Here is a 13820-nt window from a genome sequence, read left to right as displayed (position 1 = left end):
CTTTCGTTCCTTCCGCATCTCTAGCTGCTATAAAAGCGATTAGATTTTGCAAATGAGTGGAATATAATCTTGTTACAGTTTACAACAAAAATACGGATAAATTAAGTGAACACTATAAAAGTTTTTTAAACCTTTCAGGAAACGAACGTTTATCCGTTGACAAATAACGGCACGTTGCATACTATTGATTTTTCTTGCAAGCGAGGAGGCTGGCTTATGGATCATTTAGAAAACCAAGAAGTCTTACTATATCAGAATAAAATAAGGGAAGCACTAGCCAACCAGCAAATCGATCAATTTCGTGCGGAATACCTAGAACTGCACCCATATGATCAGGCTGCCGTTTTCGAAGAGCAGCCAGAAGAAGTTCGTAAACAAATCTATTCCTATCTTTCTCCTGAAGAAACAGCTGAGATAATGGAAAACGTTGATCAGGAAAATGCGGACGAATATTTCACGGAAATGTATTCCCGCTACGCGGCCCAGGTGCTGGCGGAGATGTCGGCCGATGATGCGGTTGATATATTGAAGGAAATGGACAAGAATAAGGTTGCTAGTTTCATTACAATAATGGAAAAAGAAGCTGCGGACGAAATTAAGCATCTTCTTCATTATGAAGATAAAACGGCAGGAAGTATTATGACGACGGAATTCGTTAGTGTCAGTGCCGCCGATACAGTAAGAGAAGCGATGCTGCATCTGCGTGCAGAAGCACCGGATGCCGAGACGATTTATTATACGTACGTCGTCGATATCGACAAAAAACTAGTCGGTGTCATTTCTCTGCGTAACTTAATTATTGCAGAAAAGGATTGGCTTATTTCGGAAGTGATGAGTGATCGTATTGTCAGTGTAGCTGTTGGAGATGACCAAGAACACGCTGCGCAGATGATGCGTGATTATGACTTCCTGGCACTGCCAGTTGTTGATTTTCAAGATCATATTCTTGGAATTATTACAGTCGATGATATTCTTGATGTTATGGAAGAGGAAGCAGATGAAGATTACAGCCGGCTAGCCGGTGTAAGTGATACCGAAAAAGGTGAAGACAGTGCCTTTGTGTCTGCGCGAAAACGCCTTCCGTGGCTTGTTGCGCTCCTTTTCCTTGGTATGATTACGGCCAGCTTGATCAGCCGCTTTGAGTCAACGCTCAGCCAAGTTGCTATCCTTGCAAGCTTCATACCGCTCATTGGTGGTATGGGAGGTAATACAGGAACCCAAGCACTTGCAGTCGCAGTACGCGGTATGGCAACTGGCGATATCGCCAAGCGCGGTAAGATGCGCATGGTGCTGCGTGAAGGCTTGACTGGGATGATGACCGGATTAAGCTGCGGTATCGTGATTACTATCGTCGTTGCGATTTGGCAAAATAATGTCTATCTTGGCTTACTTGTAGGACTGTCCATTTTTGCTACTTTGATTATTGCCACATTAGCAGGAGCCATTATTCCGCTCCTCATGCACAAAATGAAGATAGATCCGGCAATTGCTTCTGGTCCCTTTATTACGACAATCAATGACATTATATCCATCTTGATATATTTTGGGCTGGCAACAGCCTTTATGGGATTAATTACACAATAGAAAAAAGGAGGGTCCAGCATGGAGCACGAATCCATTCTTTCCCTAGTAGTAGTTATTCTGGCAGCATTCCTCACACCGATTTTAATGAATCGTCTGAAGCTCCGTGCGCTCCCGGTCGTTGTTGCAGAAATTATCGTTGGTATTATTATCGGCCAAAGCGGTTTTGATTTAGTAAATCAGAGCACGTGGCTGGAAACACTATCTACACTTGGTTTTATCTTTCTCATGTTTTTGAGCGGGCTGGAAATCGACTTTTCCATCTTCGCGAATAAGAAGAAAAAGAAAAAGGAAGGTCAGCCTACCCAATCTCCGTTTATTATCTCGGTTATTGTGTTCACAGGCATCCTTGTTTTATCTGTCGGTTTATCTTATGCTTTCGTTCTGGCAGGCTTTATCGATAATGTCTTCTTAATGACACTAATCATTTCAACGATATCATTAGGTGTTGTCGTTCCCACATTAAAAGAAGCGCAAATGATGAAATCGACTTTTGGACAAACGATCTTGATGATTGCAGTTATTGCGGATTTGTCCACGATGATCCTGCTCGCGGTGTTTGCCTCCATCTATGGGCACGAAGGGGGCAGTATGTGGCTACTGCTCATTCTGTTTGGCGTTGGGATTCTGCTTTACTTTATCGGGAAGGTCTTCCAAAAGCGATCCTTTGTTGAAACATTATCAAAGGGAACCGTCCAGATTGGTACAAGAGCTGTCTTTACATTAATCATCGTGCTTGTAGCTGTATCTGAATCCGTAGGTGCGGAGAACATTTTAGGTGCTTTCTTAGCTGGGACACTCGTTTCCTTGCTGTCGCCAAATCAGGAACTTGTCCACCAGCTGGACAGTTTTGGATATGGCTTCTTGATCCCGATCTTCTTCGTAATGATTGGGGTAGAAATGGATTTACGGTCTCTGCTTACAGATCCGCAAATATTAATGCTCATTCCGCTGCTTTTAATTGCACTGCTCGTATCAAAAATTGTGCCCGTACTGTATTTACGAAGGTGGTATGACTGGCGCTCGGTCATCAGTGCAGGTACAATTCTGACGTCTACATTATCGTTGGTAATTGCTGCTGCTGCAATTGGTGAGCGGATCGGCGTTATTGACAGTAAGATGGAAGGAGCACTAATCCTCGTAGCTGTTATCAGCTGTATTGTTACACCGTGGTTCTTCAAGCGATTTTACGTGCGTTATGCGGAAACGGAGAAGAAATATGATGTCGGATTTATTGGTGCGAACCAGCTGACAATGCCTTCTGTCCGCAATCTAGACGAGCGATATTACCGGACGCATTTGTATCATACAAAGCAGGATAAGCTTGATGAAAGTTTGGCGCAAACCCGCTTTGACATCCGGGAACTGGAGGACTATGATCCCGTAAAACTGGAAGCTCTCGGTGTATTCGATGTCGATATTTTGGTTGTTTCAACAGGGGATGAAGAGAGAAATAAAGAACTTGCGCTACATGCCAAAGGACTTGGAATCGAACGAGTTATTGCTCGTATTGAACAGCCAGATATAAGCGATGAATTGAAAGAAAAAGATGTTGAGGTATTTTCTGTACTGCTATCAACGAATGCACTATTTAAAGCGTTGATTGAAGCGCCTAGTGTTGTCAATATTATGACGAACCAGGATAATGCGCTTTATCAAGTTTCCATGCAAAATCCTGCTTATGATGGCGTGTCCTTGCGGCAGTTCCCGTTTCATGGGGATTTGATTATTGTCCGTATTTTCCGAGGAAAGGATTCTATCGTTCCGCATGGCGATACCGTGCTTCGATTGGATGATATGCTTATTGTTACAGGTTCTGGTGAATATGTAGGGGATCTGCGAGAGGTATTAGAATAAAGGCTGTCTGCGGACAGTCTTTTTTTATGCAATTATCTGGGCACCGACTTGCAAGCAGCTGCATACACTAGGTAGGAATCCTAATGCAGAGGAGGACAAAGCATGTCTAAAGGGAAAGTACGACGCGAGCAGCCGCTGCTGTTTATCTCCCAGCCAAAACTGGAGTTGCCGAAAGCAGCCATGCAGCAAGTTTACCGAACAACGAAAAGGAAAGAAGAGGTAGCAGAAGCGATAGCAGAAGAAATAGCAGAAGAAATAGCAGAAGAAATAGCAGAAGAAATAGCAGAAGAAATAGCAGAAGCAGCTGTGCATTTGGAAAAAGAGGAAAAATCAGCAGAGCCGGAAGTCCGGAAACAGAAAAAGAAGGGGAATTTCAAAGATCTGTCGCTCATTGAGAGGATAGATTACTGCTTGAACCTTCCTTCTCAAATTCCTCGGATGAAGTGTGAAATTGCAACCGAAGAAGTTAACATTATTGGAATCATTTTAGGAATGGAAGACGATGTCATCCAGGTAAAGTCAGTTCGCCGTCCATTTAAACGAGAAATTAAGTTAGCTGCCATCAAGGATATCAAGCTGCTTGGATTTTAAAAAAAAAAGTTCAATCTTGATTTTCAAGATTGAACTTTTTCCCTTTAGATACCTGGTGTTGATCCAGTATTTCCGGTGAAAGCAGAGATTGCTGGAAGCGTCGTAATGTGGCAGAAGCAGTGCAAGTCGACAGTGAAGCAGACGCCAGTTGCAGTTAAGTTCAAAACTTGCTGCACATCAATTGTATCTGGTGTAAGGTCTAGGTCTCCTGGATCACGCAGCAATTCCAATACCGCACAGCCATCTTCGTATACTGTCTTCACACGGAAGTAGTAGCTCGCAACAAGCGGTCCAAGTGCTCCTGGTACAGATCCTGGTACGACTCCAAGACCTCTAAATGGAGTGCCGTCCTGGTTGTAAAGAATAAATGGTACTGTATCAAAACCAGTTGATCCTCCCCAGTTGCCTAGAAGATCGTTGATGGATTGTTCCGCACTTGTTGCACAGCATTCTGTGTAGATATCCTTTTGTGCATTAGCGATTTCTTTTAGGATATCGATTACGCAGCCTGTGCCTTTTTCACATCCACAGCTCATGATGTTAACCCCTCTCGAAAAGATAAAGTAATGACGTATCGTCCTTAATAAGATATGGGATGCCCGGTGTTATGTGTGGGCGTTTGCCCTGATTGCTAAATAAGTTATTAGGTAATGATGGAATCGAGAAGTCCTTCTCTATAATAGGCATACTATGCACACCACCTTTTCATTGCTAACATAGACTATTTCAGAATTGAGTTTAGGAAAAGGAGTGAAACGTATGTCGGAAGAGAAAAAAGTAATTCACGTAAAAAACTTAATCATCAAAGCGGATAAAGTTATTCTTCATACAGAAGACGTGAAAGAAGAAAAGCATGATCATCATAAAAGACGTCAGCATGATCCCTTCTTTGGTCCGCATCGTAAAAGAGACGAAGAGAAAGAACATCATCATAATGAGAAGCATGATGATGAAGATAAGAAGGAAAACAACAACGAACACAAAGATACAGATAAAAGACGCCGGAATTTCTGGTTCTAAGTTAGAAAGCAGCCGCGGCTGCTTTTTTTATGTTAGTAAAGGAAAAATAGGGGGAATAGAAGAATAGAAGTAAAGGAGGAGGAGATGGCCATGACTTGGGGAGTACCAGTACCAGGATATCAGTATATGGATTACCAAAATAGGGGCATTGGAACAAGGAAAAGTCGTTATACAATCGAAAGCGTTAATCCGGTGATACCAGATCAAACGCGAGACACATTTGAGCAGCGGGTTCAGGGCCGTCTTGATTATCAAGCAACTATGCCTAATTTCAACAAAGATCATCCCACGGAAAAAACGCCCTTCGATCGCAAGTCATTCAGCTTGCTGACTGGCAAAGGGCGCCACTTTGATACGTATTGTTAAACATTAACGGTAGGCTTTTGCCAATAAACCATCAGTAGGTGTCCATTCTGCATAGGCCACCTCAGCCACCTTATCAAAACCTAATTTTTTAATTTCTTGGTGGAGCCAATCCAATGTTTGCCCGCTGTTGATTACATTATCTTTAATGATTTCTCCATCCAATATGAAGGAGACAGGAAGCGGATTAGCTTGTTCCGGCAATTTTAAATCATTCCGTGTTGGTGTTTGGTAGGCGCTTTTCTTTAAGATACTCAAAGTACCATTTGCTTCGATAATGGCATAATCCACTTCTGCTATCGAAAATACATTGTTTGATCGAAGCTGGTGCATCAGCTGGTTGAAATCCATTTTATTAGCCTTCATATCCTCATAGCGGATTTCACCTTGGGAGATAATAACAGACGGCTTTCCTTCAAAAAATCCTCTAGTCCGTTTATAGCGCTGCGTGATTTTTTCAATGACAATCATCAGCAAGCCCCACGTGATAATAGCAACTGCGATATGAGTTAATCCTGCTTCGGGATCGAATATAGCATTCCCGAACAATTCTCCGGCAGCAATAGCGGCAATAAAATCGAACACTGTAATCTGGTTCATTTGTGTTTTTCCAAGTACTTTGGTTAACAGAAACAGACCAAGGAATCCGAAAATAACTTCTACTATTATTTCTGCGTACGTACCCACGCTTCTCTCACATCCCTTCATAGAAAGCTTTCCCAAAGGACTCAAGTGTATACAAAAAGAGACTCCCGAAATGGAAGTCTCACAGTTGTTTGGTCATCGTTTTATGCGGAATACCCGCGTCCATAAATTCGTCGGAAACGACAGTGTAGCCAAGTCGTTCGTAAAAAGGTATGGCTCTTGTTTGAGCATGAAGCTTTGCTTTTTTCATGCCGCGTTTTTTCGCTTCTTCTTCCATTGCCCAGACAAGTTCATTGCCATAATGCTTACCGCGAAAATCTTTTAGAATACAGATGCGTTCGAATTTAGCATAACCATCGACGAAGCGCATTCGGGCAGCTGCCCCCGGTGTATTTTCTTCATAACCGACGAAGTGAATACTGTCATTTTCTAATTCATCAATCTCAAGATCGGCGGGTACTCGCTGCTCTTCTACAAAAACGAGCGTTCTTACTTGGAAGGCATCTTGCTGTTGTAAACTAGTTTCTGCTACCGTAATCTTCATTAATTATTCCTCACCTAACGTAAATGATTCTTTAACTGTCCACTTGCCATCCGTCTGCTGTTCTAACAGATGAAACTGCGTCACTTCTTCATGGAATTGGAAGGTTTTCAGCTTAAGCGTCCCGTGTAAGTCGGCGTATTCTCCGTTAGACAATTCTTGAGCGATGGTAATATGCGGAACAAAGTTATATTTTTTTTCTCCGTCAAAGAAACCTTGATACAAACGCTCATGCAAGTTCACCAGATCTTCCGTTGGGGACACTTTGAAATAAAGTGTGTTGTGTGCTGGAGCGAATGTGCTCACCTTCTCAATTGTGTAAGAGAAGGGGGCGGTATCACGTGCAATTCGTTTTAGTTCACTGACAGCATCAATCAACTCATTCTCGTTTAGCGTAAAGGGCTGTCTTATCTTTACATGAGGCTTAATAAGTGCGTAAGCTGCGTCAAATCTTTTCCGGTACGAATTGGCTTCTTGCTGCACGTGCTCGGATGGGAAAAATGCTATCGTATAGTTCATCTTACATACCTCCTAATAAGAATGAATAACTTGCCTATCATTTCTTCTGTCTTTTATTTTTATTATACCAAAGTTCCCGAGTGCTGTATGCGTTGTTCCAATCACCCGAAGACGTCAAGCAGCACTTGTTTCATATCGCGCTGCCAATACTTCCATGTATGTTCTGCATCCTCTAGTTCCCGATACGTATAATCGACAGCCTGGGACTGAAAATGTGCTTGCAAACTGCGATTAGGTACTACAAAATCCATTTCCTTTTTAAAGGAAGTCGGAACGGCAGTCTCTTTTGTTCCAATTGTATGATAAATAGAAAGACTATCTAATTGTCTGGCATCCTTCACTTCCTGCATAACTGTGTCATCGACGAGAGGGGACTGCATCACTACACTGCCAAACGTATGCGGAAAGCGCATAGCAGCAAGAAGTGCAAAGGTGCCGGCCAACGAATCACCCATTAGTGTTCTAGTTGCACCCATATGTAATGTCGGCAGGTCATCCTCAAGCAGCGGCAGCACCTCGTGCAGGAGGAATTGCAAATATGCCTCGTGTTTCTTGCCTGTCGGATAGTACTTATCAATCCGGTCGTAGCGATCGCGGTAATGAATACCAGCGAATACGGTATTTTGGATTCTTTCTTCGCTATGAAGCTGATCACTTAATGTAGCAATTCGTCCCATTTGAAAATAATCATTGCCATCTTGCATGATACATAGCTGATGCTTATACAAAGGAGAGAAAGTTTCTGGTTTGTACCAGCGTACTTCCAAGCTTTCGTCTAAGAAGATACTGTCTATGACGACGCTTTCCATTTTTCCGTTACGTTTCATTTGCTAAACCTCGCTTTGTGAAGGGTTATGCTGTCATTTTACCATGAATGGCAGCAAGACGAATGAAAAAAGCAAATGGCAAGTGCCATTTGCTTAAGGGGAAGCTGCTGCAGTAAACCGTCGCAGCAAGCCATATCGCGGGGAGAAGATCCACGTGAATAAGAATAAGATGCCTCCAGCTGTACTCATGGCTCCGGAGATAGAAACATCAAACCATACAGCACCATAATAGCCGAACATGGCACTGGCAATCCCAAACATACAGCTGCAGAGCAGCATAACCGATAATCGGTCAGTAAGCAGGTAAGCACATACCCCGGGGACGACAAGCATACTGACGACGAGGATAGCGCCCACTGCATCAAATGACCCAACAGCTGTGATACTGACAAGCCCCATGAGCAGGTAATGAATCAACGTAACGGGAAGAAAGTGTCACAACAAGAGCTTAGAAAATTATGGTAATATGAAGACTTGGAGGGATGAAATGAATGCAATCAAAGGGATATTAAACGTTTTAAACCTTGCCGAGAAACTTAAATTTGAAATGCGTCACAGCTGGCTGTCAAACGGACGTCAGGAAAGTGTGGCAGAGCATACATGGCGGGTGGGACTAATGGCTGTTTTACTGGAGCCGTACATAGAAGAATCAATGGATATGGCAAAACTGTTAAAAATGATTATGATTCATGACTTAGTAGAAGCAGAAGCAAGAGATATACCGGCTTTTGATACACTGTATGATGCAGACAGGAAAGAACAAAAGCGTCTGGCAGAACATGCAGCAATGAAGAATATTGAAGCTATGCTGGATGAAGCGCCAGGCAGCGATTTACGACAGCTTTGGCTGGAATTTGAAGCAAAAGAAACATTCGAAGCGAAGGTAGCGAATGCATTGGATAAGCTTGAGGCGCAGCTGCAGCATAACGAAGCCGATATGGAAACATGGCTGGAAGTTGAAAAGGAAATGATATATCTGTTGTCACCACACACAGCGTTTCATCCGGTATTGGAGGAATTGCGAAAAGCAATTGTAGCGGATGCAGAGGCGAAATTGCATGTCCGATAAGATGATCAGCGGTATCAGTCACATTACTTTTGTTGTGAAGGATTTAGATCGGACAGACAAGATCTTCCGTGATGTACTGGGAGCTGAAGAGGTGTATGATAGCGGGGAACAACATTATTCTTTGTATCGGGAAAAATTTTACGTAGCAGGCGGCCAATGGATTGCTGTTATGGAGACAGAAGAGATCGTAAAACGAACATACCATCATGTAGCGTTCCGGGTGGAAGGATCCAGTTTGGCAGCGTACAGAAACAGAATCAAACAGGCAGGATTGGAAATCAGACCTTCTCGAAGTCGTATAGGCGGAGAAGGAGAATCCATCTACTTTTATGATTACGATAATAATCTATTTGAACTGCACACGGGCACGCTGCAAGAGCGGTTGGAAGCATACAAAAAAGGATGAAGCGCGGCGGCTTCATCCTTTTTTCTGTGCCTCTAGATAGGGCAAAATAACAGCATGGAATGTATCCGGGTTCGTAACAATCCGGTTTAAGTAATAAGGATAATCGTTCGGTGTGATGGATTGCGGTGCAAGGATAGCTGCTTGTTTGAATCCAACATCTTCTACTATTTTTGCGACCGCGTCATTTGTGTTGCCGTATGGGTAGGCGAATGAGGAAGGCGTCACATTTAAATTCTCTTCAATTGTCTGGACGCTCTTCTTTAAATCTTTACGAAAAGCCTCTAAATTCTTGTTGTCTAAAAACAGCGGTTTATCGGCTTCTAGTCGGTGCATATCGTATGTATGTGAGCCAATTGCAGCCAGTCCGCTGTCAACCATTTCCTGCAGCTGCGGCCAAGTTGCCATTTGCAAGTTCTGGAAGTTGTCATCGCCAACATGTCCTGCAATGACATATAGCGTAAATGGTATGTTCTCTTGCTCCAGAATCGGAAAAGCATTTTCGTACACCGTACGGTCGATATCATCAAAACTGATCCACACACAGCGTTCTGGAAATTTGCCGTCTTGCTGATATTTGCTCAATTCTTCTGGTGTAACAAACGTTGCATCCAACGCCTTCAGCTGTTGCAGCTGTTCTTCAAAATCATCTTTATAAACACTATAGCGCGTTAATTCATCAGAGCGTGTGACGAGAGAGACTGTCTTATTAAAGACAGTGGGCTGCCGCACCCGGTGGTAATTCAATCCAAGACAGCCATCCTTGTTTAAAGCATGATCAATGTTCGTTTCTTCTGCCTCGTCAGCCTCATACAAGTGGATGGCGCGAAAGGTGATCAGTCCGACAACACATACAATGGTAAGGATTAGCAGGATTTTTTTCATTCTTTCAGATCCCGTACTGGATTTTTATGGAACTCTATGTAGTTACTTGCCTGCAGTTTCTTGATTGTTTCCAGCGGCAGGAGCTCCAGCTTTTTCAAATCATCTACAGAGACGGGCTGTGGCTCTTTGCGGCGAGACTTACTGCCAAAACGTTTTTTGTTATACGTCCGCCAGAATATAAAATAGAGAAGAAAAACCACGAAAATACACACGCCTATCAGCATAAAGGTCCGCACCTCTGCATTTGACGTCTTAAATGCAATTTTCAGGACGCCGCTGTACCTGTCATTTGTATTAAATAAAGCTGAAGCAAAGAACCACACAACAAACACACTGTAAATCCACATTACTAATGTGAACAACAGGCTGATAATAAAACGCGGCAGCGGCTGTTTTTCGAGAATAATCACTTGTTCCTGCCGATCCCGCGGTCTGGGCTTTTCCATGTCGCATAGCCTCCTTTATAGCGTGATGCAATAGCGCGAGGAAACGCGCTGATGACAACACCAGTATTGATGATCCAATAAATAGCCGGATACCAAGAGGCCCAAAGATAGAACCTTCTGACTTTGTCATACTTTGAATCTATCTGTAAGGATATAAACAGCTGAATCAAACTCATAAATACAAGTGCAAAAGAAGTAAACGTCAGCCAAATAAGCATCTCTTGGAAAGTATCCGCAGTAATCAGCAGTGAAACCGTAACGAACAGCCAAGCAAACGCCCAAAAGGTGCTGATCCATTGCTCTATATACACAATCCAGATACGGCGCTGATTCCAATGAAAAAGCACACGCCAGTGGCGGAGCATGACTTCTTGGCCGCCTTGTGCCCAACGGACACGTTGCTTCCAGATACCGCTCAAACTCTCTGGCACGAGCATCCAGCAAAGCGCCCGCGGCTCATAACGAATATCCCAGAAGCGCTGCTGTAATTTCCAGCTTACCGCAATATCCTCTGTAATCATATCTCGATCCCATAGCCCAACATCAAGCAAAGCACGTTTCCGAAAGGCCACGACAACTCCAGAAACGGTCATCACTTTACCAAGAATACGTTGTGTCCGTTTGATTGCCCCAATGATGGAAGAGTATTCCACCAGCTGCATTCGGCTAAGTAATGTATTCCGGTTCCGGATGCGCGGATTACCAGTTACAGCACCTAAACGCTCTCCTTTATGAAGGAAATGGTGTATCAAGTAGTATGGAGCATCGTTATCAAGAATAGCATCCGAATCCAAGCAAAGCAGGTATTCGCCGCGAGCTGCATGCGCGCCGAGGTGCAGTGCATTCGCTTTCCCGCGATTGTCATATGACTGAATTACCCGGATGCTAGGATGTTCTCGACTGAGCTTTTTTAGTATGGCAGCTGTATTATCTTTGCTGCCATCATTAATCAAAATAATTTCTTTCCGCGGATAATCCAAAGCGAGCAAATTATCCAATGTTTCTTCTATGGTATCTTGTTCGTTATAACATGGGACTAAGAAACTGATCAGCGGCCAATCGACCTTCTCAAAATCAATTTTTGGAACCTTGTCACGAAACCAAATATAAACAAGCGTACCGGCTATCCAAAATAGCGACATCACAAATGGGTACCAAAAGACAAAACTAGCGATACCGTTCAGTCCTGGTACAAATAGGTTATTAAACAAATTCGTGCCCACCTTCATTAATTCTCAACTGCGTTATCAAATTATAATAGAATAGGAGCTAAAAAGCACGAAGAATTTTGTTATTCTTTGTAAAAAATAGTTAAATAAATAGGCTCTTATAATCAAATACTCTTGATTTGAAGTTGTAGAGTAGATAAGAAGGCCCGCCATGCACTTTGCAGGATTAAATCTTACACTAGAAGAATAGCTGTGATAGAACATCCAATATTAAGATTAAAGTAGATACTTTCCCGTAGTGAAAATGACCTTTAAATATGTAATTTTAAAGAATAAAACCCTTTTTTATCCATAAAAAGGAGAAGACTATGTAAAGTAGCATTCAAATGATTAAGTTTGTCAAAACGTTGTAAATCCTTTTTCAACGTCTCTTTTGAACTGTTTTCTAGGGTGTGCGCATTGGCGGTATACAAACCTTTATATGGGCAGTGTAATTTATACTATACCTTTTTTTATATAGAAATAAGCTCCTCATTTTGTTACTTATTACTGGTATTGTAAATATTTAGAACGTGATACCATGTGATTAGTTTTGATTGGAGGATGAATAAATGAATAATAAATGGATGCTACTTCTTGGAGCGCTGCTTGCAGTTTTTATAATTGGAGGCTGCGGGTCTGATAGCAAGGAAGCGAGTGCAGATGAAGAGAAAAATTCCGCTGAAAAAACAGCAGCGAGCGAAAACAATGAGGATGAACCAAAGGAAAAAACAGAAGACACAAAAGCTGCGACTTTCCCTGAACTAATTGATTATATGAAAACAACAACTGATGCGGAAGAAACTAAAGTTTTCTATGAACATACAGAACCCCAAACACACGAAATGGAAGGCGTAACTGTCTCTCTTGATGCTTATTCACTTGTGGGAATCAAGGATTTCCATACAGATTTCAGCATCCCGTTCGATGATGAAACAAGCGGTGCAGTTATTTTGGCCAAATACACAGTGAAGAATGATTCAGACAAAGAAATATTCTATATGCCGAGATTTGATTTAAGCTACTCAAGCGGACTTGTCTACAACAGTGATTACAAAGAACTTCTTCCGGAAGATCAGCAGTTATTTGAAAAAATAAATCCGGATACTAAATATGCGATTAAAGCTGGGGAATCTGTAACAGGATTTGTAGCTTATCCATTTGGAACAGCGGAGTTAGAAACAGTAATGAGTGAAGGTTCTGCTTTAATTGAAGTACGAGCTGCACAAGCAAAAGCAGATGATTTCGACAATCCAATCGGAAAAGATGGCAAGTTCACAATCAATTTTGACGAAGAAGGAGCAGAGAAAACGGAAAGTAATAAGGAATTCTATCAAGATGCAGTGTCTATAGAGAATATGGGCGACAAGCAAATGATTGATCAAAAAGAAGATGTAGGGGAAAGCAAAGAGCTTGGTGATGCAACGATCACATTAGACGGCTACCAGTTCACAGAATTTAAACCAAATGAAATTGAAGCACCTCGATTCGAGAATTTTAAAAACGGAATCGTTCTGTTAACGGTAAAATTCAATGTGGATAACAAAGGTTCTGCAAACATCGCACTAGACAATCTGCGTTCCAATCTTTATGTAAATGATGGCGCTCAATATCAAATGAACGAAGGGATGCTGTCTCCTCATGAATTCGGCGAAGTAGCTTCAGCAGGAGGAACTGCTGACCTGTTCCAAGTATACGTGCTGGATAAAGAGCAATACGATAAGATTTGGAAAGACAAAGCATTCGATATCGAACTTGGACCGCTGTATGATGATAATGTGAAAGATGTTTCAAAAGGGAAGAAAGCTGAATTTAAGCTTAAGTAACAAAGAAACAAGAAACCGATCAGCTGCTGCTGATCGGTT

At 42.3% G+C, this 13820-nt stretch carries 17 protein-coding genes; 8 read left to right on the top strand and 9 right to left on the bottom strand.

Annotated features, from left to right (window positions below; all coding sequences use genetic code 11):
* Window positions 1-216 precede the first annotated feature (216 nt).
* The 3 genes from mgtE (at window position 217) to CRO17_RS11150 (ending at window position 4029) form a co-directional block, all read left to right on the top strand.
* A complete protein-coding gene (gene mgtE / locus CRO17_RS11160) occupies window positions 217-1584 on the top strand; it encodes a magnesium transporter (RefSeq protein ID WP_097042232.1) in 1368 nt (455 codons plus the stop codon).
* An 18-nt stretch (window positions 1585-1602) separates the two neighbouring features.
* Complete coding sequence (locus tag CRO17_RS11155; RefSeq protein WP_097042230.1) at window positions 1603-3438, top strand: monovalent cation:proton antiporter family protein; 1836 nt, start codon at window positions 1603-1605, stop codon at window positions 3436-3438.
* 102 nt (window positions 3439-3540) lie between these two features.
* On the top strand, window positions 3541-4029 hold the full coding sequence (locus CRO17_RS11150) for a CotO family spore coat protein (protein ID WP_097042228.1): 489 nt from the start codon (window positions 3541-3543) through the stop codon (window positions 4027-4029).
* Between the two features lie 44 nt (window positions 4030-4073).
* Here the strand turns inward: CRO17_RS11150 and CRO17_RS11145 are convergent, their stop codons facing one another.
* The gene (locus CRO17_RS11145; protein ID WP_097042226.1) at window positions 4074-4565 is read right to left on the bottom strand and encodes a CotY/CotZ family spore coat protein; all 492 of its coding nucleotides are present in this window, start codon (window positions 4563-4565) and stop codon (window positions 4074-4076) included.
* A gap of 223 nt (window positions 4566-4788) precedes the next feature.
* Here CRO17_RS11145 and CRO17_RS11140 point away from each other — a divergent pair, with 223 nt between their 5' ends.
* Together CRO17_RS11140 and CRO17_RS11135 are read left to right on the top strand one after the other, a co-directional pair.
* A complete protein-coding gene (locus CRO17_RS11140; protein ID WP_097042224.1) occupies window positions 4789-5049 on the top strand; it encodes a hypothetical protein in 261 nt (86 codons plus the stop codon).
* A 90-nt stretch (window positions 5050-5139) separates the two neighbouring features.
* Window positions 5140-5415: a hypothetical protein gene (locus CRO17_RS11135; protein ID WP_097042222.1), complete on the top strand. Its 276-nt coding sequence runs from the start codon at window positions 5140-5142 to the stop codon at window positions 5413-5415.
* A 3-nt stretch (window positions 5416-5418) separates the two neighbouring features.
* Here the strand turns inward: CRO17_RS11135 and CRO17_RS11130 are convergent, their stop codons facing one another.
* The 5 genes from CRO17_RS11130 to CRO17_RS11110 form a co-directional block, all read right to left on the bottom strand.
* Window positions 5419-6099 (bottom strand): DUF421 domain-containing protein, encoded by a 681-nt coding sequence (locus CRO17_RS11130; protein ID WP_245864777.1) that lies wholly within the window; start codon window positions 6097-6099, stop codon window positions 5419-5421.
* Window positions 6100-6178: 79 nt separating this feature from the next.
* Window positions 6179-6601 carry a GNAT family N-acetyltransferase gene (locus CRO17_RS11125; RefSeq protein ID WP_097042218.1) on the bottom strand — a complete coding sequence of 141 codons (423 nt, stop codon included), beginning with the start codon at window positions 6599-6601 and terminating at the stop codon, window positions 6179-6181.
* A 3-nt stretch (window positions 6602-6604) separates the two neighbouring features.
* Window positions 6605-7117 (bottom strand): 2'-5' RNA ligase family protein, encoded by a 513-nt coding sequence (locus CRO17_RS11120; protein ID WP_097042216.1) that lies wholly within the window; start codon window positions 7115-7117, stop codon window positions 6605-6607.
* A gap of 101 nt (window positions 7118-7218) precedes the next feature.
* Window positions 7219-7944, bottom strand: coding sequence for an alpha/beta hydrolase (locus tag CRO17_RS11115; RefSeq protein WP_245864776.1), 726 nt, complete (start codon window positions 7942-7944; stop codon window positions 7219-7221).
* 93 nt (window positions 7945-8037) lie between these two features.
* Window positions 8038-8361 (bottom strand): metal ABC transporter permease, encoded by a 324-nt coding sequence (locus CRO17_RS11110; protein WP_281253820.1) that lies wholly within the window; start codon window positions 8359-8361, stop codon window positions 8038-8040.
* A gap of 70 nt (window positions 8362-8431) precedes the next feature.
* Between CRO17_RS11110 and CRO17_RS11105 the strand changes: the two genes are divergently transcribed.
* Window positions 8432-9013, top strand: a complete 582-nt coding sequence (locus CRO17_RS11105) for an HD domain-containing protein (RefSeq protein ID WP_097042212.1) — start codon at window positions 8432-8434, stop codon at window positions 9011-9013.
* Between the two features lies 1 nt (window position 9014).
* Window positions 9015-9419 carry a FosX/FosE/FosI family fosfomycin resistance hydrolase gene (fosX, locus tag CRO17_RS11100; RefSeq protein WP_097042704.1) on the top strand — a complete coding sequence of 135 codons (405 nt, stop codon included), beginning with the start codon at window positions 9015-9017 and terminating at the stop codon, window positions 9417-9419.
* A 12-nt stretch (window positions 9420-9431) separates the two neighbouring features.
* On the opposite strand, the gene CRO17_RS11095 is transcribed toward fosX, so the two are convergent.
* Genes CRO17_RS11095 through pgaC form a run of 3 tightly spaced genes read right to left on the bottom strand, consistent with a single transcriptional unit; the run spans window position 9432 to window position 11958 of the window.
* Window positions 9432-10301 carry a polysaccharide deacetylase family protein gene (locus tag CRO17_RS11095; protein ID WP_097042210.1) on the bottom strand — a complete coding sequence of 290 codons (870 nt, stop codon included), beginning with the start codon at window positions 10299-10301 and terminating at the stop codon, window positions 9432-9434.
* On the bottom strand, window positions 10298-10747 hold the full coding sequence (pgaD, locus tag CRO17_RS11090; RefSeq protein WP_097042208.1) for a poly-beta-1,6-N-acetyl-D-glucosamine biosynthesis protein PgaD: 450 nt from the start codon (window positions 10745-10747) through the stop codon (window positions 10298-10300). The genes CRO17_RS11095 and pgaD overlap by 4 nt, the downstream gene beginning before the upstream one ends.
* On the bottom strand, window positions 10708-11958 hold the full coding sequence (pgaC, locus tag CRO17_RS11085; protein ID WP_425444443.1) for a poly-beta-1,6-N-acetyl-D-glucosamine synthase: 1251 nt from the start codon (window positions 11956-11958) through the stop codon (window positions 10708-10710). The genes pgaD and pgaC overlap by 40 nt, the downstream gene beginning before the upstream one ends.
* A 569-nt stretch (window positions 11959-12527) precedes the next feature.
* Here pgaC and CRO17_RS11080 point away from each other — a divergent pair.
* Window positions 12528-13781, top strand: coding sequence for a DUF5068 domain-containing protein (locus CRO17_RS11080; RefSeq protein WP_245864775.1), 1254 nt, complete (start codon window positions 12528-12530; stop codon window positions 13779-13781).
* Window positions 13782-13820 lie beyond the last annotated feature (39 nt).

The sequence above is a fragment of the Terribacillus aidingensis genome (assembly GCF_900215625.1).
Classification (GTDB): Bacteria; Bacillota; Bacilli; order Bacillales; family Amphibacillaceae; genus Terribacillus; species Terribacillus aidingensis.
Note: the sequence above shows the minus strand (reverse complement) of the source record. Positions and strands in the feature narration are given on the sequence as shown.